The 21,419-nt window shown below is 73.8% G+C and carries 20 protein-coding genes; 9 read left to right on the top strand and 11 right to left on the bottom strand.

All coding sequences use genetic code 11. From position 1 onward, the window contains the following. Positions 1-16: 16 nt before the first annotated feature. Complete coding sequence (locus tag DDW44_RS02580) at positions 17-598, bottom strand: putative glycolipid-binding domain-containing protein (RefSeq protein ID WP_017945370.1); 582 nt, start codon at positions 596-598, stop codon at positions 17-19. Positions 599-741: 143 nt separating this feature from the next. Here DDW44_RS02580 and DDW44_RS02575 point away from each other — a divergent pair, with 143 nt between their 5' ends. Beyond that, a complete protein-coding gene (locus tag DDW44_RS02575; protein WP_108905400.1) occupies positions 742-2,076 on the top strand; it encodes an MFS transporter in 1,335 nt (444 codons plus the stop codon). A 147-nt stretch (positions 2,077-2,223) separates the two neighbouring features. On the opposite strand, the gene DDW44_RS02570 is transcribed toward DDW44_RS02575, so the two are convergent. Next, entirely contained in the window at positions 2,224-2,910 is a 687-nt protein-coding gene (locus DDW44_RS02570; RefSeq protein ID WP_108905399.1) for a TetR/AcrR family transcriptional regulator, read from the bottom strand. Between the two features lie 259 nt (positions 2,911-3,169). Between DDW44_RS02570 and DDW44_RS02565 the strand changes: the two genes are divergently transcribed. After that, positions 3,170-3,793, top strand: a complete 624-nt coding sequence (locus DDW44_RS02565; RefSeq protein WP_017945373.1) for a TetR/AcrR family transcriptional regulator — start codon at positions 3,170-3,172, stop codon at positions 3,791-3,793. A gap of 133 nt (positions 3,794-3,926) precedes the next feature. On the opposite strand, the gene DDW44_RS02560 is transcribed toward DDW44_RS02565, so the two are convergent. From DDW44_RS02560 to DDW44_RS02540, 4 genes are all read right to left on the bottom strand, one after another. Continuing rightward, positions 3,927-4,388, bottom strand: a complete 462-nt coding sequence (locus DDW44_RS02560; protein WP_108905398.1) for a MaoC family dehydratase — start codon at positions 4,386-4,388, stop codon at positions 3,927-3,929. Between the two features lie 150 nt (positions 4,389-4,538). After that, on the bottom strand, positions 4,539-5,252 hold the full coding sequence (locus DDW44_RS02555) for a YoaK family protein (protein WP_018891502.1): 714 nt from the start codon (positions 5,250-5,252) through the stop codon (positions 4,539-4,541). A gap of 244 nt (positions 5,253-5,496) precedes the next feature. Next, positions 5,497-6,108, bottom strand: coding sequence for a hypothetical protein (locus DDW44_RS02550; protein ID WP_167455471.1), 612 nt, complete (start codon positions 6,106-6,108; stop codon positions 5,497-5,499). A gap of 715 nt (positions 6,109-6,823) precedes the next feature. After that, positions 6,824-8,074, bottom strand: coding sequence for an exo-beta-N-acetylmuramidase NamZ family protein (locus DDW44_RS02540; RefSeq protein ID WP_108905395.1), 1,251 nt, complete (start codon positions 8,072-8,074; stop codon positions 6,824-6,826). A 168-nt stretch (positions 8,075-8,242) separates the two neighbouring features. Here DDW44_RS02540 and DDW44_RS02535 point away from each other — a divergent pair, with 168 nt between their 5' ends. From DDW44_RS02535 to DDW44_RS02525, 3 genes are all read left to right on the top strand, one after another. Further along, the gene (locus DDW44_RS02535) at positions 8,243-9,004 is read left to right on the top strand and encodes an SDR family oxidoreductase (protein ID WP_018891500.1); all 762 of its coding nucleotides are present in this window, start codon (positions 8,243-8,245) and stop codon (positions 9,002-9,004) included. Beyond that, positions 9,001-10,656, top strand: coding sequence for an AMP-binding protein (locus tag DDW44_RS02530; RefSeq protein ID WP_244223947.1), 1,656 nt, complete (start codon positions 9,001-9,003; stop codon positions 10,654-10,656). Before DDW44_RS02535 ends, DDW44_RS02530 begins: the two co-directional genes overlap by 4 nt. A 69-nt stretch (positions 10,657-10,725) precedes the next feature. Further along, the gene (locus DDW44_RS02525; protein WP_108905393.1) at positions 10,726-11,319 is read left to right on the top strand and encodes a TetR/AcrR family transcriptional regulator; all 594 of its coding nucleotides are present in this window, start codon (positions 10,726-10,728) and stop codon (positions 11,317-11,319) included. Positions 11,320-11,669: 350 nt separating this feature from the next. On the opposite strand, the gene DDW44_RS02520 is transcribed toward DDW44_RS02525, so the two are convergent. Together DDW44_RS02520 and DDW44_RS02515 are read right to left on the bottom strand one after the other, a co-directional pair. Further along, on the bottom strand, positions 11,670-12,884 hold the full coding sequence (locus DDW44_RS02520; protein WP_108905392.1) for an acyl-CoA dehydrogenase family protein: 1,215 nt from the start codon (positions 12,882-12,884) through the stop codon (positions 11,670-11,672). Positions 12,885-12,889: 5 nt separating this feature from the next. Continuing rightward, positions 12,890-13,912: a phosphotransferase family protein gene (locus DDW44_RS02515; protein WP_108905391.1), complete on the bottom strand. Its 1,023-nt coding sequence runs from the start codon at positions 13,910-13,912 to the stop codon at positions 12,890-12,892. Positions 13,913-14,218: 306 nt separating this feature from the next. On the opposite strand from DDW44_RS02515, the gene DDW44_RS02510 reads away from it, so the two are divergent. Further along, positions 14,219-15,157, top strand: coding sequence for an NADP-dependent oxidoreductase (locus tag DDW44_RS02510; RefSeq protein WP_017945383.1), 939 nt, complete (start codon positions 14,219-14,221; stop codon positions 15,155-15,157). A 57-nt stretch (positions 15,158-15,214) separates the two neighbouring features. Here DDW44_RS02510 and DDW44_RS02505 read toward each other — a convergent pair whose 3' ends face one another. The 3 genes from DDW44_RS02505 to DDW44_RS02495 all read right to left on the bottom strand — a co-directional run bounded on the left by DDW44_RS02505 (position 15,215) and on the right by DDW44_RS02495 (position 16,696). After that, complete coding sequence (locus DDW44_RS02505) at positions 15,215-15,532, bottom strand: DUF202 domain-containing protein (RefSeq protein ID WP_208647927.1); 318 nt, start codon at positions 15,530-15,532, stop codon at positions 15,215-15,217. Continuing rightward, positions 15,529-15,918: a YidH family protein gene (locus DDW44_RS02500; protein ID WP_017945385.1), complete on the bottom strand. Its 390-nt coding sequence runs from the start codon at positions 15,916-15,918 to the stop codon at positions 15,529-15,531. Before DDW44_RS02500 ends, DDW44_RS02505 begins: the two co-directional genes overlap by 4 nt. A gap of 217 nt (positions 15,919-16,135) precedes the next feature. Then, positions 16,136-16,696 (bottom strand): NUDIX hydrolase, encoded by a 561-nt coding sequence (locus tag DDW44_RS02495; RefSeq protein ID WP_108905389.1) that lies wholly within the window; start codon positions 16,694-16,696, stop codon positions 16,136-16,138. A 199-nt stretch (positions 16,697-16,895) separates the two neighbouring features. Here DDW44_RS02495 and DDW44_RS02490 point away from each other — a divergent pair, with 199 nt between their 5' ends. The 3 genes from DDW44_RS02490 (at position 16,896) to DDW44_RS02480 (ending at position 21,392) form a co-directional block, all read left to right on the top strand. Then, positions 16,896-18,551: an FAD-binding dehydrogenase gene (locus DDW44_RS02490; protein WP_018891494.1), complete on the top strand. Its 1,656-nt coding sequence runs from the start codon at positions 16,896-16,898 to the stop codon at positions 18,549-18,551. Between the two features lie 284 nt (positions 18,552-18,835). After that, positions 18,836-19,792: a hypothetical protein gene (locus DDW44_RS02485; protein ID WP_026281906.1), complete on the top strand. Its 957-nt coding sequence runs from the start codon at positions 18,836-18,838 to the stop codon at positions 19,790-19,792. Between the two features lie 34 nt (positions 19,793-19,826). Then, positions 19,827-21,392, top strand: a complete 1,566-nt coding sequence (locus DDW44_RS02480; RefSeq protein WP_108905388.1) for an APC family permease — start codon at positions 19,827-19,829, stop codon at positions 21,390-21,392. Positions 21,393-21,419: the final 27 nt, after the last annotated feature.

The following is a 21,419-nucleotide window of genomic DNA, read 5'->3' as shown; positions in this document are numbered from 1 at the left end:
GTGCACGGGGCGGCCGTCACAGCGCGCGGACGGCGATCCCGGGGTACTCCAGCGGCAGCCCGGACTCGTCGCTGACGATGCGGGACGAGAACCCGTAGGCCGGGGCCGCGTAGTCGTGGCAGGTGTGCGTGCCCCGGTCGGTGGAGCGGGTGTAGGTCTGCTCCAGCCGCTCCACGGTGAGGTCGCGGGCGCGCACCCATGCGGCCGGCGCGGACGCCCGGGCGCCCTGCGGCAGGGACAACCTGCGCACGGGCAGGGCGTTGGTCAGGGCCGACGCCTCCAGATCGACGTCGAGGCAGCCTTCCAGGTACGGCGCCCGCTTCCCGTCGACCGCCCAGTGGCCCGAGCCGTCCGTCTCCAGGACCACCGTGCGGCTGCCCGACGGCGAGCGGCCGCGGACCCGTGCCGTCCGGGTGCGCCAGTCGGGATCCAGTTCGATCTCGTACTCGACGGCGAAGGCGTCGCCGTCCTCCGCCACCGCCGCGTGGCCGTCGATCCGCAGGCCGTCGTCCGTGACCCGGAAGAACGCCACTTCGAAGCCCTGCCGTGAGTCCTGGTGGAGCCAGGCCGCGCCGGCGGGAGGGTGCGTGAATTCCACGGGCCCACCCTGGCACGCCCTGCGCGCTACTGACGGGTAATGATCGAGCGAAAAGTACTGTCGCGCGACCCGTTGACCTCCATACCATCCGGTCGGTACGGTCCCCGCACCTTCGTCCCCCGCACCCACCGGAGTGTGCACGCATGGACACGGCACCCCCTTCCCCGCTCGCCGGCGACCCCCAGCTGACCGCTCCCACCGACCGGCACCGCCGACGCGTGGCCGGCGCCGCCGCCCTCGCCTCGGCAGTCGAGTGGTACGACTACTTCGTCTTCGGCATCGCGGCCGCACTGGTGCTCGGCGACCTCTACTTCCCGGCGGGCAGCGCCTCGGCCGGCGTGCTCGCCGCCTTCGCGACCTTCGCCGTCGGCTTCCTCGCACGCCCCGTCGGCGGGATCATCGCCGGACAGTTCGGCGACAAGCACGGCCGCAAGCCGATGCTCGTCCTCGCCCTCACCCTCATGGGCCTCGCCACCACCGGCATCGGCCTGCTGCCGACGTACGAGTCCATCGGCATCGCCGCACCCCTGCTCCTCGTACTGCTGCGGGTGATGCAGGGCCTGGCGGTCGGCGCCCAGTGGGGCGGCGCGATGCTCATGGCCACCGAGTACGCACCGGAGGGCAAACGCGGGCTGTACGGCAGCCTCGTGCAACTCGGCGTACCCATCGGCGTGGTGACCGCCAACACCGTGTTCCTCGCGGCGGGCGCCCTCACCGACGACGCCGCGTTCGCGTCCTGGGGCTGGCGGGTGCCGTTCCTCGTCGGCTTCCTGGTGCTCGGCCTCGCCTGGTACATCCACGCACGGGTCGAGGAGACCCCCGAGTTCCGGGAGGCCGAACGGGCCCTGGCCGAGAAGGAGAAGAGCGAGCCCCGCTCGCCGCTGCGGACCATCCTGCGACGGCACCTCGGCACGGTCTTCCTGGCGGGTGGCTCCTTCGCCGTCAACACCGCGACGTTCTACATCATCATCACCGGTGTGCTGGACTACTCGACCCGCGAACTCGGCATGGAGCGCGAGGCGGTGCTCACCGTCTCCCTGTGCGTCAGCCTCACCCAGCTCGCGCTGATACCGGCCGCCGCGGCCCTCTCCGATCGCGTCGGCCGGCTGCGCATCTACGCGGCGGGCGCGGTCGGCCTGCTGGCGTGGGCGTTCCCGCTGTTCCTGCTGATCGACACCGCGTCGCTGCTCTGGCTGGCCGTCGGCACCTTCGTCACCAGCTGTTTCCTCAGCATCATGTACGGGCCGCAGGCCGCCCTGTTCGCCGAGCTGTTCACCCCCGAGATGCGCTACACCGGCGCCTCGCTCGGCTACCAGATCGCGGCCGTGTTCGGCGGCGGCCTGGCGCCGTTCATCATGGTGCTGCTGCTGGAGGCGACGGGCACGTCGATGGCCGTCTCCGCCTACATCACCGTGCTGGCCGCCGTCGCTCTCGGCTCGATCAGGGTGCTCGCGAAGCGGGCGGCCGCCCGGGAGTGAGGCGACGCCGGCCCCGGTCCCGTCCGCCCGCCGGCCCGTGACGAACGGACCGGCGGGCCGGGGCGTCGGAGGACGCACGGGCCGGCGGGCAGGCGGGGCGGTGGGCAGACGGGCGGCCATGCGGACGAACGGACCGGCGGGCCGGTGCTACGGGCCGTCCGCCCGGCTCCGTCCCGCCCCGCCCGCCCTTGCCGCCGTTGCCGCCGTTGGGTACTGCGCCGTCAGGCCGTCCAGCAGGGCCCGCAGCCCCGTCTCGAACGCCCCCTCGTCGATCTCCTCCTGGCGGTCGGCGAGGAGATGGGCCTGCCCCAGGTGGGGGTAGTCGCCGGGGTCGTAGGCGGTCTCGTCGTCGACGAAGCCGCGGGCGAACGAGCCGAGGGCGGAGCCGGTGATGAAGTAGCGCATCAGGGCGCCGATGCGGGTGGCCTGGGCGGGCGGCCAGCCCGCGCGGACCATCGCGCCGAAGACCGCGTCGGCGACCCTCAGCCCGGCCGGGCGGCGGCCGGGCCCGCGGGCCAGGACCGGGACGATGTTGGGGTGTTCGGTCAGGGCCGCCCGGTAGGAGACGGCCCAGTCGTGCAGCGCGGTGCGCCAGTCGCGTGGGTCGGACTCGTCGAACATCGACAGATCGACCTTGGCGCTGACGGCGTCGGCCACGGCGTCCAGGATCTCGTCCTTGTTCCGGAAGTGGTTGTAGAGCGAGGGGCCGCTCACGCCGAGCTGTGCGGCCAGGCGCCGGGTGGAGACGGCGTCCAGACCCTCGGCGTCGACCAGCGCGCTCGCCGCCCCGACGATGCGTTCTCTGCTCAGGAGCGGCTTGCGCGGTCGGGCCATGCGGCACATGGTAGGCCCTGCCGATCGGAAACTAGCAGTGTTAGTCAAGGCGGGGTCGGGGCCGGGCACCGGGGCGCAGCCGGACCGGGTACGGGGTGACCGGCCCGGCCCGTCCGCCGTGCCGTACGGCTCTGCCGTGCCCGCATCGCTCCCGGCCGCCTCGCCGCAGATGCGGCGCCCGCTCCCTAAGCGCTTGCTCAGGTTCGGGGTATGGTGTTCGTCCCGCACTCACAGGGACGGCGGGCAGAAGGGGTGAGCCATGACTGCGGCGCAGGACACGACGGCCGAGGACGCGCCGTGGGGCGAGGTCGCGCCCGACGCCGCCCGCAAGCTCCTCGTCGCCGCCGTCGAGGCCTTCGCGGAGCGGGGCTACCACGCGACGACGACCCGGGACATCGCAGGCCGGGCGGGCATGAGCCCGGCCGCCCTGTACATCCACTACAAGACCAAGGAGGAGCTGCTCCACCGGATCAGCCGGATCGGGCACGACAAGGCGCTCGAGGTGCTGTCGGCCGCGTCGGGACGCGGTGGAACGCCGGGCGAGCGACTCGCCGAGGCGGTGCGCTCCTTCGTCCGCTGGCACGCCGGCCGGCATGACACCGCACGCGTGGTGCAGTACGAGCTCGACGCCCTGTCCGAGGAGCACCGGGCCGAGATCATGGCGCTGCGCCGGCGCAGCGACGCCGTGGTGCGCGAGATCCTGCGCGACGGCGTGGAGTCGGGCGAGTTCGACGTCCCCGACGTACCCGGCACCACGGTGGCGGTGCTCTCGCTCTGCATCGACGTGGCGCGCTGGTTCAACGTCCAGGGGCGCAGGACGCCGGAGGAGGTCGGCGAGCTGTACGCCGACCTCGTCCTGCGCATGGTGTCCGCGGGGAAGTAGCGGTGCGCGCGAGGCGGGGCGGCCGTGCCCGGCCGCCGACCCGGGGCGGCGGCTGCGCGGAAGCGGCAGCCCTCCCATCCGGGCGCCGCGGGGGTGCGCTCGCGCCCTCGGGGCAGCGGGCCCGCTCGGCGGTTCAGAAGAAGTAGCGGGACACCGACTCGGCGACGCACACCGGCTTCTCGCCGCCCTCGCGCTCCACGGTGACCGCCGCCGTCACCTGCACACCGCCGCCGATCTGCTCGACGCTCCTGAGGACCGCCGTGGCCCGCAGCCGTGAGCCCACCGGGACGGGGGCGGGGAAGCGGACCTTGTTGGTGCCGTAGTTGATGCCCATCTTCATGCCCTCGACCCGCATGATCTGCGGGACGAGGGCCGGAAGCAGCGAGAGCGTCAGATAGCCGTGCGCGACGGTCGTCCCGAACGGCCCGGCGGCCGCGCGCTCGGGGTCCACATGGATCCACTGGTGGTCGCCCGTGGCCTCCGCGAAGAGGTCGATCCGCTTCTGGTCGACCTCCAGCCAGTCGCTGGGCCCCAGCTCCTCGCCGACCCCGGCGGTCAGCTCCTCGGCGGACGTGAAGATCCTCGGCTCGGCCATGTTTCCTGTCCCTGCCCTTCTCACCCGGTCTCCGCAGATGTCTAAGCGACTGCTTAGTCTGGCCGGGTCGGCGGCCACTGTCAACGGGGGCCCGAAGGTTTCTCGGCCCGGCGGCGGAACCCGTCCGCCCCGACGGCCCGTGACGTGCCGTCAGTCGGCCTCGGACGTCCTCTCCCGCGGCACCAGGGTGAAGGCCAGTGCGACGGCCACCCCGAGGACCGCGGTGCACAGCAGCACCGCGCCCGCGCCGATCCGGCCGTCGTGCAGCAGCCACGCACCGAGCAGGCCGCCGGCGAACATGGCCAGCACCGACACGGCCCGCCGTACCTGGTCGCCCGCGCCGGGCGCCAGGCGCGTGTCCACCGCCAGCGGGGACCCGCCGATGAGCGCCGCCAGAGCCCGCGTGGTGACCGTCACCGGCATGCCCCGCACTCCCGCCCGGAGCGTGGAGACGTTCCTGATCCCCATGGCCAGCGCCACCAGCCCGGCCGCCGTGTAGTGGTGTGCCGTGAGCGGTTCACCGGGCCGCTCGATACCCCAGGCCACCGAGGCGGCGACGGCCAGCACCAGGCTCTCCGCGATCAGCGCCTCCCGGAACCACCGGTGGCCCTTCAGCCGGGACCGCGACTCGAACCGCGCGGAGAGCGCGGCGCCCACGGTGAACCCCGCCACCGAGGCCAGACACGGTACGACGGCCAGTCCGGCCACTCCGACCAGTGCGAACGACAGCAGCAGCATGGTCCCGGTCTGGACGGCGGTGAACACCGGCCCCAGCGCGAGGAAGCTGACCGCTTCGACCATCCCCGTCGTCACCGTGAGCGCCATCATCGCCCACGTCAGGAAGGTCACGCGTTTCGCCTGCATCCCGCCGAGTCTGCGCCCGTCCGGCCCGGCCGAAGGCCATTGCGCCGACCGTGGGCCCGGGCCGTGCCCACGGCCCGGGCTCCCCGGCCCGGACTTCCCGGGAGGGACGCGCACGCTCGGCGGGCCCGCACGGAAGGGGCGCACACGCACGGCGGGCCCGCACCGACGGCGGGCCCGCACCGAAGTCTTCCCACCGCGCGGGGCGATCTCGCTTCGCCGGCTCCCGGCTCGCCCGTCGCCTCCGTCAGGCCACCGACGCCAGCGCCCCGACGGGCGCCCGCTTCGCGGCCCACAGTGCCTCCCGGGTGAGGACGGGCTGCGGCACCACGATCCCGCAGCCCGAGCACACCGGGCCGACCCAAGGCTCCTGGTCCAGGTCCTGCCGCCAGACGATCCCGGGGTCCGCGCACACCGGGCAGACTGCCGAGGGCGCCGCCTCCAGCGCGGTGATCAGCCGGCGCAGCACGTCGGCGAGCGGATCCGTCGGGTGCACCCGGGGGTCGTCGCACCGGGCGATGCCGTTGCCGCCCCAGGTGCGCCGGTGCCAGTCGTCGAAGGAGCCCGGCCGCCGCAGGCCGTCGTGCTTCTCGCGCTTGCGTCGCTCCGCGAAGTCCCTTTCGTACGCGAGCCACACGGCCCGCGCCTCCTCCAGTTCGGCGAGCGCGGCCACCAGCCGCGCCGGATCGGGATCTCTGTCGTCGGGATCGATCCCGTGCCTGGTGCACAGATGGTCCCAGGTCGCCCGGTGCCCGTAAGGGGCGAACCGCTCCAGGCACTTGCGCAGTGAATAGCGCCGCAGCGCCGGATCGCACCGCGGGTCGCGCACCTGTCTCGCAAGACTCCGGAATCCGGCCATGGTCCTGCCACCTCCGTCGCTCGAACGCCGTCGCTGGTACTTCCGCGTCAAGGAATGGACGTACGAGTACCCCGAACGGCTCCCTCGAACGTCCGTCATACGAGACGGGTGTGGCGATTCGGAAAGTGAGGCGAGCCGGCGCAGCGATCCGGCCGGGGTGGCGCGGTGGAGAAGAACGGCGATATGACGGCGCTCCGGCGAGCCGCGCCGGGGCCCCGGATCCTGCTCCCGGCCAGCTCCCGGCCAGCTCCCGGCCAGGTCCCGGCCAGGTCGTACCGGGAGACCCACCGGGCGGCGCGCACCGACCGGCCGCCGCGCGGCACCGCGGAGGGAGCACGCTTCCGGCGGCACGCCGTGCCGGGCGACCCGGTCCGGGGGTGCCGGCACGGGCCCGCGGGCCGCGGCGACGAACGTGAACGTCCGTAGCGGAAGCCCCGGTTCAAGGCCCGGTTCGCGGAGGTCGGGCGGGCTGGAGGGGCCTCGTCCGAAGTCCACGCCGGGCGCTCACCCCGCCCCCGCCCCGGGTGTCCCTCGGGAACGCGCCCTGAAGTCGCGGGTGCCGGCGGGACTTGGCCGATTCGCCACCCGCGGAGCCCTGTCGGCGAGGGGCCCGGTTCCGGTGGGTTCCACGGCACACTCCGGTCCCGGTGGGCGGCCGGCGGGCCGCCGGGGCCCGCCGGCCCGCTCCCACCCCACGGGGTGGGAGCCTCCGCGGTCACCGGTAGAGCAGATACTCCCGCCGCAGCGCGCGGAACGCCGCCAGGTCCTGCTGCCACGCTCCGACGACCTCGTCCGTCCCGGCGCCCGCGTCGATCATCGTGCGCACCCGGGTGGACCCGGTGAGCTTGTCGATCCAGTGGTCGGGCCGCCAGGCGAAGCCGCCCCAGCTCCGTTTCGCGGTCATCAGCAGTCCGATGCCGGTGCGGACCGGGTCGAACGCCTGGCGGTCGTGCACATGGAGCTGCACCCCGCCCACCGTCCTGCCCTGGAACTTGGAGAAGGTGGGGGTGAAGTAGGCCTCGCGGAAGCGGACCCCGGGCAGGCCCAGCGCGTTCGCCGCCTCCGCCCAGACGCGGTCGATTCCCTCCGCGCCCAGCAGTTCGAACGGGCGGGTGGTGCCGCGGCCCTCCGAGAGGTTGGTGCCCTCGAAGAGGCAGGTTCCGGAGTAGACGAGTGCGGTGTCCGGCGTCGGCATGTTGGGGCTCGGCGGCACCCAGGGCAGGCCGGTGGCGTCGTGGAAGTCGTCCCGGCGCCAGCCCGACATCCGCACCACGTCCAGCTCCGCCGGTGCGGCCAGGAACTCGGCGTTGAACAGCAGGGCCAGTTCGGCGACGGTCATCCCGTGCGCCTGGGCGATCGGCTCGCGGCCGACGAAGGTGGCGAACGCCTTGTCCAGGACCGGTCCGTGGGCGGCGCGGCCGGTGACCGGGTTGGGGCGGTCCAGCACCACGAAGCGCTTCCCGGCGAGCACCGCCGCCGCCATGCAGTCGTACATCGTCCAGATGTAGGTGTAGAAGCGGGCGCCGGCGTCCTGGATGTCGAACACGACCGTGTCCACGCCGGAGGCGGTGAAGATGTCGGCGAGCGGCTGTCCGCTCTTGAGGTACGTGTCGTAGACCGGGAGCCCGGTCGCGGGGTCGTCGTAGCGGCCCTCGGAGCCGCCCGCCTGGGCGGTGCCGCGGAAGCCGTGCTCCGGCCCGAAGACGGCGACCAGGTCCACGCGGTCGTCCGCGTGCATCACGTCGACCAGATGGCGGGCGTCGCGGGTGATGCCGGTGGGGTTGGTGACGACGCCGACCCGCTCGCCGGAGAGCAGCCGGTAGCCGTCGGCGGCGAGCCGCTCGAAACCGGTGCGGACCCGGCTCCGCCCGCCGTGCGCCGCCGCGGGCGTGGCCGCGGCCGCGGACGCCGCCAGGGCGCCCGCGGCACCTCCGGCGGCCAGCAGACCTCGTCTGGACAGGCTCATCGCACCACCTCCGTGATCGCTGCGACTGTCATGGTCATGCACGCTAGCGCGGGGCCGGGCCGCCGGGAACGCCCCCGGCGCCATGTCCGGGCAGGACCCTCTTTCGCCTGCACATACCGACTGGTTAGTCTGCCCTTCTGAGTGAGCCGCGACGGAGAGGCAGGTCCGATGAGTACGGTTCAGGGCGCGAACGTGGTGGTCACCGGCGCGGGCGGCGGCATCGGCGCCGCCCTGGCACGCCGCTTCGCGGCGGAGGGCGCACGCGTCGCCGTCAACGACATCGACCCGGGCCGGACCCGGGCCGTCGCGGAGGAGATCGGCGCCCTCGCCGTCCCCGGCGACGCCTCCGCCGTCGTCGAGGAGGCCAGGGAGGCCCTCGGTGGCACCGTCGACGTCTACTGCGCCAACGCCGGACTCGCCTCACCGGGCGACGCCTTCGCCGACGAGGACGTGTGGGCCTCCGCCTGGGACGTGAACGTGATGGCGCACGTGCGGGCGGTGCGCACCCTGCTCCCCGGCTGGCTGGAGCGGGGGAGCGGCCGCTTCGTCTCCACCGTGTCCGCCGCCGGCCTCCTGACGATGATCGGTGCCGCCCCGTACAGCGTCACCAAGCACGGCGCGCTCGCCTTCGCGGAGTGGCTGTCGCTGACGTACCGTCACCGCGGACTCAAGGTGCACGCCGTCTGCCCGCAGGGGGTGCGCACCGACATGCTCGCCGCGGCGGGATCGGCGGGCGAACTCGTCCTCGCCCCCGGCGCCATCGAGCCCGAGGACGTCGCCGACGCCCTGTTCGAGGGGATCGAGGCCGACCGCTTCCTCATCCTGCCGCACCCCGAGGTCGCCGGGTACCATCAGGCCCGCGCCGGCGACCCCGACCGCTGGCTGGGCACCATGAACCACATCCAGCAGAAGTGGGAGGCCGCCCGGTGAGCGCCTCCCGCTACGCGGCCCGGCCCTGGCTCTCCCAGCTGACCGCGGCGCAGCGCGCACCCGTGCACCCGCCCGCGAGTGTCGTCCACTCCTTCCGCGCCGCCGCCCGGCGGGCCCCGGACCGCACCGCCCTCGCCTACTTCGACGGACGCCTGAGCTACCGCGAGGCCGACGCGCTCTCCGACTCCGTCGCCGGCCGTCTCGCCGCCCGCGGAGTGGCCCGGGGCGACCGGGTCGCCCTGATGCTCCAGAACACCCCGCACTTCGTCCTCGCGCTGCTCGGCGCGTGGAAGGCCGGGGCGACCGTCGTCCCGCTGAACCCCATGTACAAGTCGGCCGAGGTGACCCACGCCCTCGACGACTCGGGCGCGACGGTGCTGATCTGCTCGGACCGCGCCTGGGAGACGCAGCTGCGCGGCACCGCCGCCGCCACCCCCGTACGCTTCGCCGTCACCGCCTGCGAGCTGGACCTGCAGACCCGCGACGACAGCCGGGTCCTCGGCTTCGAGCGGCTGCCGCCGCCCGGCGACACCGACGACCTGGTCGCCGTCGCCCGCGCCGGGTACGCCGCACCGGAGGGCCGGGACCCGGCCGCCGGCGACGTGGCGCTGATCAGCTACACCTCCGGCACCAGCGGCAGACCCAAGGGCGCCATGAACCTGCACGGCGGCATCACCTACAACGCCGAACGCCAGCGCACCGGACACCCCGTCCCCGAAGGCGCCTGCTACTTCGCCCTCGCACCGCTCTTCCACATCACCGGCCTGGTGTGCGAACTGGCGGCCTGCGCGGCCAACGCGGGCACGCTCGCGCTCGCGTACCGCTTCGAGGCGGGCGTCGTCCTCGACGCCTTCCTGGAGCACCGGCCCGCCTACACCGTCGGCCCCTCCACCGCCTTCATGGCCCTGGCCGCCCACCCCGCCGCCGGGCCCGACCACTTCGCGTCCTTCGCCGTCGTCTCCTCCGGCGGCGCGCCCGTACCGCCGGCCCTGGTGGAGAGGTTCCGCGCGGAGTTCGGCCCCTACATCCGCAACGGCTACGGGCTCACCGAGTGCACGGCGCCCTGCGCGTCGGTGCCCCCGGGGAGGGAGGCCCCGGTGGACCCCGCCTCCGGCGCCCTCTCCGTCGGCCTCCCCGGGGCGGACACCGTCGTACGGATCCTCGACGACCAGGGCCGGGAGGTCCCGTTCGGCGAGCACGGCGAGATCGCCGTCCGCGGGCCGCAGGTCGTGCCCGGCTACTGGCGGCTGCCCGAGGCCACCGCGGCGGGCTTCCCGGACGGCGAGCTGCGCACCGGGGACATCGGCTTCATGGACCCCGACGGCTGGCTCTACGTGGTCGACCGCAAGAAGGACATGATCAACGCCTCGGGCTTCAAGGTCTGGCCGCGGGAGGTCGAGGACGTCCTGCACACCCACCCCGCGGTACGGGAGGCGGCGGTCGTCGGCGTGCCGCACGCCTACCGCGGCGAGACCGTCAAGGCGTACGTCAGCCTCCGCCCCGGCACGGCGGTCGGCCCCGACGAACTCGCCGGATACTGCGCCGACCGGCTCGCCGCGTACAAGTACCCGCGGCAGGTCGAGATCCTCGAGGAGCTCCCGAAGACGACTAGTGGGAAGATCCTCAGGCGGGAACTGCGTTCCCGCGCATGAGACACCGCCGGACCCCGGAACCGGGGGAGCGCGGCACAGGACGACCGAGCGGAAAGGCGGGTGGCGGCAATGGCCAGGACGACGGACGGGAACGGCACGCCCGTCCCCCAGAGGCTGCTGGCCACCGCCACCCGGCTGTTCGCGGAGCAGGGCTACGACCGTACGTCCGTCCAGGAGATCGTCGAGGCGGCGGGCGTCACCAAAGGGGCCCTGTACCACTACTTCGGTTCCAAGGAGGACCTCCTCCAGGAGGTCTACTCCCGGGTGCTCAGACTCCAGCAGGAACGCCTGGACGCCTTCGCCGAGGCGGACGCCCCGGTCGAGCGGCGGCTGCGGTCGGCCGCCGCCGACGTCGTCGTCACCACCATCGAGAACCTCGACGACGCCTCGATCTTCTTCCGTTCCATGCACCACCTCAGCCCGGAGAAGAACAAGCAGGTCCGCGCCGAACGCCGGCGCTACCACGAGCGGTTCCGCGCGCTGATCGAGGAGGGGCAGCAGAGCGGGGTGTTCTCGGCCGCGACCCCTGCCGACCTCGTGGTGGACTACCACTTCGGCTCGGTGCACCACCTGTCCACCTGGTACCGCCCCGACGGTCCGCTCAGCCCGCAGCAGGTGGCCGACCACCTCGCCGACCTGCTGCTGCGGGCACTGCGCCCCTGACGCCCGCGGGGCCGTGACCGCACGGCGCCCCCGACGCGCGGGAGGCGCTGCGCGGGGCGCGCCGCGCGGGCGGCGTGGTGCGGGGGTGTCGTACGGGGCGGTCGTACGGGGCGCGTCGTACGGGCGGCGTGGTGCGGCCGGCGTGGTGCGGCCGTCCGGGTGCCGGAGGCCCGGAGCCCTCGGTGACCGGTACGGCCGCCTCCCACCCGCCCCACCGGCAGGGCAGCGCCGGTACTGCCGTACCGGTACTGCCCCACCGGTACGGGCCTCCCACCTGCCCCACCCGTGCTGCCCCACCCGTGCGGGCCTTCCCGCGCTGCCCCACCGGCAGGGCAGCGCGGGTGCCGCCCCTACCGGTACTGCTTCAGCTCACGCCGCGCCAGCGAGCGCTGGTGCACCTCGTCCGGGCCGTCCGCCAGCTGCAACGTCCGTGCCCCGGCCCACAGCTCGGCCAGCGGGAAGTCCTGGCTCACCCCGCCCGCGCCGTGCACCTGGACCGCCTTGTCCAGGATGTCCACGACCGCGCGCGGTGTGGCGATCTTGATGGCCTGGATCTCCGTGTGGGCACCGCGATTGCCGACCGTGTCCATCAGCCACGCGGTCTTCAGCACCAGCAGCCGCATCTGTTCCACCGCCACCCGGGCGTCGGCGATCCAGTTCTGCACGACGCCCTGCTGGGCGATCGGCTTGCCGAACGCCGTACGCGACAGGGCCCGCCGGCACATCAACTCGATCGCCCGCTCGGCCATGCCGATCAGCCGCATGCAGTGGTGGATGCGCCCCGGCCCCAGACGTGCCTGGGCGATGGCGAAGCCGCCGCCCTCCTCGCCGACCAGGTTGGACACCGGTACCCGGGCGTCCTGGAACACGACCTCGGCGTGGCCGCCGTGGGAGTGGTCCTCGAAGCCGTACACCCGCATCGCCCGGCGCACCTCGACACCGGGGGTGTCGCGCGGGACCAGGAGCATCGACTGCTGGCGCCGGATGTCCGCGCCCTCCGGATCGGTCTTGCCCATCACGATGAAGATGCGGCAGTCGGGGTTCATGGCCCCGGAGATGTACCACTTGCGGCCGTTGACGACGTACTCGTCGCCCCGGCGCTCGATCCGCGTCTCGATGTTCGTCGCGTCCGACGACGCCACGTCCGGCTCGGTCATCGCGAAGGCGGAGCGGATGTCGGCCGCCAGCAGCGGCTCCAGCCACTGCTTCTTCTGCTCCTCGGTGCCGAACTGGGCCAGCACCTCCATGTTGCCGGTGTCGGGCGCGGCGCAGTTCAGCGCGATCGGTGCCAGATGGGGGCTGCGGCCGGTGATCTCGGCGAGCGGCGCGTACTGGAGGTTGGTCAGCCCGGCGCCGTGCTCGGAGTCGGGCAGGAAGAGGTTCCACAGACCGCGCCGACGGGCCTCGGCCTGGAGCTCCGCCACGACGGCCGGGGTGTCCCACGGCGAGGCGAGCTCCGCACGCTGTGCCTGCTCGACCGGTTCGGCCGGGTAGACGTGCTCGTCCATGAAGGCGAGCAGCCTGGCCCGCAGTTCCTCGGTGCGGGCGTCGAACGCGAAGTCCATGGTGATCAGCCTTCCTGCAGGGTGGTGAGGCCGTGCTCGATGAACAGGGGGACCAGTTCGCCGATCCGGTCGAAGCCGGCGCCGACGGTCTGGCCGAGGGTGTAGCGGTAGTGGATGCCCTCCAGGATCACGGCGAGTTTGAACCAGGCGAACGCCGTGTACCAGGAGACGGCGGAAGTGTCCCGGCCGGAGCGGACCGCGTAGCGCTCCACGAGCTCGGCGGCGTCCGGGTGTCCAGCGGCCCCGGCCGTGGTGCTGATGGGGGAGTCGGGCAGCTCCAGCTTCTGGCTGTACATCACCAGCAGCCCGAGATCGGTGAGCGGGTCGCCGAGGGTGGACATCTCCCAGTCGAGCACCGCCCTGATCCGGTCGTCCTCGCCCACCAGCACGTTGTCCAGGCGGTAGTCGCCGTGGACGACGGCCGGTGCGGGGGAGTCCGGCAGGGCGCGCCCGAGGGCGGCGTGCAGCTCGTCGATGCCCGCGAGTTCCCGGCCCCGGGAGGCGGCGAGCTGCTTGCCCCAGCGGCGCAGCTGGCGGTCGAGGAAGCCCTCCGGGCGGCCGAAGTCGCCCAGCCCCACGGCCTCCGGGTCCAGGGCGTGCAGGTCGACGAGCGTGTCGACGAGGGCGAGGACGGCCGCGCGGGTGCGCTCGGGGCCGAGGGGCGCGAGTTGCTCGGCCGTCCGGTACGGGGTGCCCTCGACGAACTCCATCACGTAGAAGGGCGCGCCGAGCACGTCCTCGTCCTCGCACAGCAGCAGCGGCTCGGGCACCGGGACGGCCGTCGGGTGCAGGGCGCTGATGACCCGGTGCTCACGCCTCATGTCGTGGGCGGTGGCGAGCACATGGCCGAGGGGCGGGCGGCGGACGATCCACCGGCCGCTGCCGTCGGTGACGGAGTAGGTGAGGTTCGAACGGCCGCCCTGGATCCACCGGGCCTCGAGCGGTCCCCTCACCAGGCCCGGCAGTGCGCGGTCGAGATGGACCCGCAGCTTCTCGGGGTCGAGGCCCGGGGGGTGGACTGAGCTCATCGGTGATACCTCCGGTGGCGCGGCAGATCGTCGCACTCATCATGACCGACCGGTCGGTATGTCGTCCAGAGCGGGGGGTGGCGGGTGCACCGGCGGGGGCCCGGGACCAGGTGGGCGCGACGCGCGACGGCGCGGCTTCGCGCTGCTCCGCGGCGCTGTTCCGCGGTGCCGCGCCGCGGTGCCGCGCCGCGGTGCCGCGCCGCGAGGTTCGGCGCGAGGCGTGTCGCGGGTGGTGTCACGGGGCGTACCCCGCGACGCGCGGCGCTCCGCTTGCGCGCGGCACCGGCGGGCCGGAGTGTCGGACGTATGAAGGCGATCAGCTACCGCCGCTACGGCGGCCCGGAGGTCCTGGAGTTCGGCGAGCGCCCGATGCCCAGGACCGGCCCGGACTCCGTCCTGGTCAAGGTCGTCGCGGCGGCCGTCAACCCGGTCGACTGGAAGTGCCGCGAAGGCCGCCTGGCCCCGGTCCTCGACGCCGTCTTCCCCGTCGTCCCGGGCTGGGACCTGTCCGGTGTCGTCGTCAGGCCGGGGGTGTCGGTCCCCGAGTTCTCCGAGGGCGACGAGGTCATCGGGTACGTCCGCGAGGACTTCCTGTCACGGGGCACGTTCGCCGAGTACGTCGCGGCCCCGGTCCGCACCCTCGCGCGCAAGCCGCGCAACCTGGGCTTCGAAGAGGCCGCCGGTCTGCCGCTGGCCGGCCTCACCGCCTATCAGGTGATCACCCAGGGGCTGGGCGGCGTGGGCCACGGCGACACCGTCCTGATCCATGCGGCGGCCGGCGGGGTGGGGTCGCTGGCGGTCCAGCTGGCCCGGCACTTCGGCGCACGCGTGATCGGCACCGGAAGCGCCTCGTCGCACCCGTACCTGCGCGCCCTGGGCGCCGAACCCGTGACGTACGGCGAGGGGCTGGCCGAGCGGGTACGGGCCCTCGCCCCGGACGGGGTGAGCGCGGTGGTCGACTGCGTGGGCGGCGAGGCCCTCGAGGCCTCGGTCCCGGTGCTCGCCGAGGGCGGCAGGATCGCCTCCGTCGCCGACCCGGGGGTCGCCGCGCTGGGCGGGCGCTACCTGTTCGTACGGCCGAACACGGCCGACCTCTACCGGCTGAGCGAACTCGCGGAGGAGGAGGTCGTCTCCGTGCGCGTGGCACGGGTCCTCCCGCTGGAGCGCGCGGCCGAGGCCCACCGACTCAGCGAGGAAGGCCACCCCCAGGGCAAGATCGTCGTATCGGTCGCGGACGCGGGCTGACACCGGACGCCGTCTGGCACCGGCTGGCACCGGTCGCCGCCTGACACCGGGCACCTCTCACCACACGATCGCGACGGCGAACCCGGCGAGCGCGAGCGTGCACACCGTCGCGACCGCCGCCTCGGCGAAGGGCATGGCCCCCGGCGGCCGCCGCAGGGCCATCGCGCGGATGCGCCGGTGCGCCACCGCGAGGAAGCCGAGCCACACCACCGTGCTCAGCGCGAAGGCGACGACATCGCCCGCCGTCACCGATCCGTTCCGCACCACCTGCCGGACCGCGAGGACCGCCGCCACCGTGAACGCCAGTGTCGTACGCCGCCAGGCCAGCCGGGTCCGCTCCGGCTGAAGCCCCGGATCACGCACGAGCGCGCTCATCCGCGCCCCGAGGCCACGACCACCACCATGGTGACCGAGACGGCCCCCACCGCCAGCGCGAGCAGCGACGGAAAGCGCGACAGCGGCAGGTCCTCACCGCGCCGCATCGCCAGTTCACAGCGCACCCAGTGGTGGACCGACCGGAACGCGCACAGCACCCCCGTCCCGATCAGCGCGAGCGACAGCCCGACCCGGATCCCCCACCGCAGGCCGGGCAGGAACTGGTCGACGGCGAAGCCCCCCGCGATCAGCGCGAGCGCGGTCCGGATCCAGGCGAGGAAGGTGCGCTCGTTGGCGAGTGAGAAGCGGTAGTCGGGGGTCTCGCCCTCGTCCTGGATCCGGCGCGGCGCGAGCCACAGCCCCAGGTTGCGTACGAAGTCGCTCACCCGCGGCACCCTACCCGCGCGCCGCCGCACCCCACCCGCGCCGCGGCGCGGGTCCGCTCGGCGCCGCCGCTCCCGCTCCCGCCCGGGGCCACCTCGGCGGCTCTCCCTCGCGCCCGCTGCTTCCGCCCGGCGCCGCTTCGACCGCTCTGGCGTCCGCTCCGGCACCGTGCCCCGGACCCGGCCCCGGCGCCCCGTCCTCAGCCCCAGCCTCCCGGCCTCAGCGCCCCGGGCGACGGTGGTGCCGCAGCCGCTCGTACGCCGCGAGGCCGTCCGGGACCCACTCCCATTCGGCGAGCCGCGCCTCGAGCTCGGACTCGGGCAGGAACCGGTACCAGGCGACCTCCTCGGCCTGTGGCCGTACGGGGACGTCGCAGCGCACCTCGTAGACCGCGGACCACCAGGTGTGCCACACGGGTTCCGGTCCGCCGGCGGGCGCCGGGACGGACGCCTCGTACAGGAACTTGAACAGCGGGACCGGCCGGGGCAGCCCGGACACCCCGAGCTCCTCCTCGGCCTCGCGCAGCGCCGCGTCGTCGTACGACTCGCCCGCGCCCACGACACCGCCGACGAACATGTCGTACAGCGACGGGAAGACGAGCTTCGTCGCCGTACGGCGGTGCACGAAGACCCGCCCGCCGGCGTCCCGGGCGAGGACGAACACACAGCGGTGGCGCAGGCCCCGCGCGTACGCCTCACCGCGCGGTGCCTGGCCCACGACCTCGTCGAACTCGTCGACGATGTCGAGGATCTCCTCGGCGGGACGGCCGGCGCTGCTCATGCCCCCATCCAATCAGCCGTACTGCCGGGAGGCGCGGCCGGGACGGGAGGCGACGCCGCACCGGTCCCGTCCCGGCCGCACCGGCCCCGGCGATCTCTCCCGGTGGGAACGGTTGACGAGTTACCGCCGCGTAAAGAAGATCGGAGCCCATCGCACTGGGCCGCGCCGCCGGGCGCCCGCTCCGAGAGGGACAGCAACCATGGCGTACGACGCTGATGTCATCGTGATCGGGGCAGGGCTGGCGGGGCTCGCGGCCACCGCCGAACTCGCCGACGCCGGGCGGAAGGTGCTCCTGCTCGACCAGGAACCGGAGCAGTCGATCGGCGGGCAGGCCCACTGGTCGTTCGGCGGGCTCTTCCTCGTCGACTCGCCGGAGCAGCGCCGGATGCGCATCCGGGACAGCCACGCCCTGGCACGGCAGGACTGGCTCGGCACGGCCGGGTTCGACCGCGAGGAGGACCACTGGCCGCGCCGCTGGGCGGAGGCGTACGTCGACTTCGCCGCGGGGGAGAAGCGGCCCTGGCTGCACGCCCAGGGCGTGAGGTTCTTCCCCGTCGTCGGCTGGGCCGAGCGCGGCGGCTACGACGCCGGCGGACACGGCAACTCGGTGCCCCGGTTCCACATCACCTGGGGAACCGGGCCCGGTCTGGTGGAGCCGTTCGAGCGCCGGGTGCGGGAGGGCGTCGCCCGCGGACTGGTCGAACTGCGCTTCCGGCACCGGGTGACCGGGCTGGGCCGGACCTCCGGCGCCCTCGACACCGTCACCGGTGAGATCCTGGAGCCGTCCGCGGTGCCGCGCGGGGAGGCGAGCAGCCGCGAGGCCACCGGCTCCTTCGAACTGCGCGCCCAGGCCGTCGTCGTCACCTCCGGCGGCATCGGCGGCAACCACGACCTGGTGCGCGCCCAGTGGCCCGAACGGCTCGGCACCCCGCCCGGGAAGCTGCTCTCCGGCGTCCCGGCCCACGTCGACGGGCTGATGCTCGGCATCGCCGAGTCGGCCGGCGCCCGCCACATCAACCGCGACCGCATGTGGCACTACACCGAGGGCATCGAGAACTGGAACCCCATCTGGGCCCGGCACGGCATCCGCATCCTGCCGGGGCCGTCGTCGCTGTGGTTGGACGCGCGCGGACGGCGGCTGCCGGTCCCGCTGTTCCCGGGCTTCGACACGCTCGGGACACTGGAGCACATCACGCGGTCCGGACACGGCCACACCTGGTTCGTGCTCAACCAGCGCATCATCGGCAAGGAGTTCGCCCTCTCCGGCTCCGAGCAGAACCCGGACCTCACGGGCCGCTCCGTCCGGGGCGTCATCGGCCGGGCGCGCGCCGGAGTGCCCGGCCCGGTCAGGGCGTTCATGGACAACGGGGCGGACTTCGTCGTGGAGAAGGATTTGGCGGCGCTGGTACGCGGGATGAACGCGCTCACCGGGGAACCCCTCATCGACGAGGCGGCGCTGGGCCGCGAGATCACCGCCCGCGACCGGGAGATCGCCAACCCGTTCACCAAGGACCTCCAGGTCACCGCCATCCGCGGAGCCCGGAGGTACCTCGGCGACAAGCTGATCCGCACCGCGGCCCCGCACCGCATCCTCGACCCGGCGGCCGGACCGCTCGTCGCCGTACGGCTCAACATCCTCACCCGCAAGTCGCTCGGCGGCCTGGAGACGGACCTCTCCTCCCGGGTCCTCGCCGACGACGGGGAGCCGCTGCCGGGACTGTACGCGGCGGGTGAGGCGGCCGGGTTCGGCGGCGGCGGGGTCCACGGCTACCGCTCCCTCGAGGGCACCTTCCTGGGCGGCTGCATCTTCTCGGGCCGGACGGCGGGCCGGGCGGCGGCGAAGGCCGTGTCCTAACCGGAGCGGACCTGACCGAACCGAATCGGACTGAAACCGAACCAGACTGAAGCGAACCGAACCGAACCGGAACGGGCCGGCGCGGACGAACCGGAACGGGCCGGCGCGGCGTTGACGCGGCGCCGCGCGGCGGCCCTGCCCGACTCCCCGCACACCGGGAGGACATGGACGATCCGCATGGCGCGGACGGGCGGCGCGGGGGCCGGCCTTGACGCAGAGCCTTCCCTACCGCTTTGCTGAGAGCGATCATTCGCTCACTGCCTGATGTGAAAGTAGCAACGCGGATGCCCCCACCTCCGCCTCCGCTCGGCCGCCGCCGTCGCGCAGGGCGTTCCGGTCAGTCCTTCGACCCCGCGCTCGACGACACCGAACTCATAGCCGTGCGGGCCCAGTTGGCCCAGGGACGGTGGAGCGCGGTGCGCTCGCTGCTCTCGGCCACCGGCGACGACTGGGACCGCCGCGGCCACCGTCTCGTCGTCCTCGGCGAGCCGCCCTCCAGCGCCGCCTGGGCGCGTGACTGGCTCCTCGCCGAACCCGACAGCACCGACGCAGCCGCGCTGCTCGCCTGCGCCGCGGTCCGGGCCGCCCTGCGCGGCAAGGAACGGCCGGAGTCCGCCAGGGCCGCCTGCCTGGTCGCCGCGGGACGCGCGCCCCACGACCCGACCCCGTGGCTCGCCCAACTGCTCCTCGCCCGCACCCTGGGCACGGAGGAGGAGGTCGTACGCCTCTTCGACGAGGTACGGGTCCGCCACCCCGAACACCACCACGCCCACCATCTGATGGTGGCCCGGCTCGCCGAACGCCACGTCGCCGCCGGACAGGACCCGCTCCACGAGGTGTACGACTTCGCGTCCTGGGCGGCCGAGCAGGCCCCGGCCGACTCCCCGCTCGCCGTCCTGCCCGTGGTCGCGCACACCGAGCGGTACCGGGTGCTGGCCGCGGCCGCGGGCCGGCCCGCCGACCCCGTCACCTCGGGCCACTGGACCAGCCGGCGCGCCCGCCAGGTGATGAAGGCGGCCTTCGACTGGTGGCTGGAGTGGGAGGGCGAGGACCACCCGCGCAACCGTCTCGACCTCAACTTCCTCGCCCACGCCAAGTACTGCGAGGGCCGCTCCGCCGAGGCTGCCGCCCTCTTCCACCGCATCGGGCCGCACGCCACCCCAGACCCCTGGTCCTACCCGGACCGGGACCCGCACCACGCCTTCCAGGCCGCGCGCGACTCCGCGCTCGGCTCCGTCTGAACCGCCCCCATCCCCGAGAAGGGACCGCCCCGCCATGCCGCCGGCCAGTTCGAGCACCAGCACGAGCGCCACCAGCACGAGCGAGATCAACACCTACAAGGGCCAGGACCGGGCGCTGCGCGCCGACCGGCTCGGGACCGCGGGCCTGCTGCTCTCGGTCCTCGCCGCCAGCGCACCGCTGATGGTCGTGGCCGGGGTCATGCCCACCGTCTACGGGGTGATGGGCATCGTCGGCCAGCCCCTGCTGTACGTGGTCCTCGGCCTCGTCCTGATGCTGTTCAGCGTCGGATACGCCGAGATGAGCCGCCACGTCCACAACGCCGGTGCCTTCTACGCCTACATAGCCCGCGGCCTCGGACCCACCTCGGGCGCCGGGGCCGCGCTCGTCGCCCTGGTCGCGTACAGCGCGATGCAGGTCGGCATCTACGGCATCCTCGGATTCGAGGTCTCGGGGCTGCTCGCCACCCACCTCGGCCTGACCGTCGCCTGGTGGGTCCCCGCGCTCGCGGCCGCCGCCGTCGTCGCCGTGCTGGGCTGGCTGAAGATCGATCTCAATGCGAGATTGCTCGGCGTCCTCCTCGTGGTCGAGTGCGCCCTCGTCGTCGTCTTCGACGTCGCCGCCGTGGCCGAGCCCGGCCCCGAGGGACTCTCGCTGACCGCCTTCGACCCCGCCACCCTCACCGGAGCGGGCCTCGGCACCGCCCTGTGCTTCTGCATCGCCGCGTTCGTCGGCTTCGAGCAGTCCCCGGTGTACGCGGAGGAGACCAGCCGCCCCCAGGTGGTCGTCTCGCGGGTGATGTTCCTCGCGGTCGGCTACGCCGCGGTGTTCCTCGCGCTCAGCGCCTGGGCGATCACCGTCGCCACCGGTCCCGGCGCCGTCACCCGCGAGGCGGCCGAGCAGGGGCCCGGGCTGCTGTTCTCGCTCACCGGCAGCCGGCTCGGCACCACCTTCACCGACGTACTGCACGTCCTCTTCCTCACGGGCATGTTCGCGGCGCTGCTCAGCTTCCACAACGTCGTCGCACGCTACGCGTTCGCCATGGGCCGGGAGGGGCTGCTGCCCGCCGCGTTCGGCCGGACCACCCGTACCAGCGGCGCCCCCGCCACCGGTTCGGTGCTCCAGTCCGTCGTGTCGGTCGCGGTGATCGTGGCCTTCGCCGCCACCGACGGCCGGCCCGCGGGCGACCCGACCACTCCGGTGCTGCGCCTGTTCACCTGGATGGGCAACATCGGGGCCCTCGGGGTGATCCTGCTGATGGCCGCGGCCTCCTTCGCCGTGATCGCCTTCTTCGTCCGCCGCGGCGCGGCCGGCCCGCAGGCCTGGCGGCTGGTCTGCTCCGCACTGGCGGGGCTCGCGCTCCTCGCGATCGCCGTCTACACGCTGAAGGACTTCGACGTCCTGATCGGCGCGGGTCCCGGCTCCGCGCTGAGCTGGGTACTGCCCGGCATCATCGGCGTCGCCCTGGCGGGCGGGCTCGTCTACGGCGTGGCCCTGAAGTCGCTGCGGCCCGAGGTGCACGCCCGGATCGGACTAGGCAACGAGGCCTTCCGGCTGGAGCAGGCCGCGGAGCAGGACCCGGCGCCCCGCGCCAAGGTGTGACGGAATTCTGACGGACGCCCGCGGCCG

The organism is Streptomyces tirandamycinicus, assembly GCF_003097515.1.
GTDB classification, from domain to species: domain Bacteria; phylum Actinomycetota; class Actinomycetes; order Streptomycetales; family Streptomycetaceae; genus Streptomyces; species Streptomyces tirandamycinicus.
The sequence above is the reverse complement of the archived record's forward strand: the minus strand, read 5'-3'. Positions and strand labels throughout refer to the sequence as shown.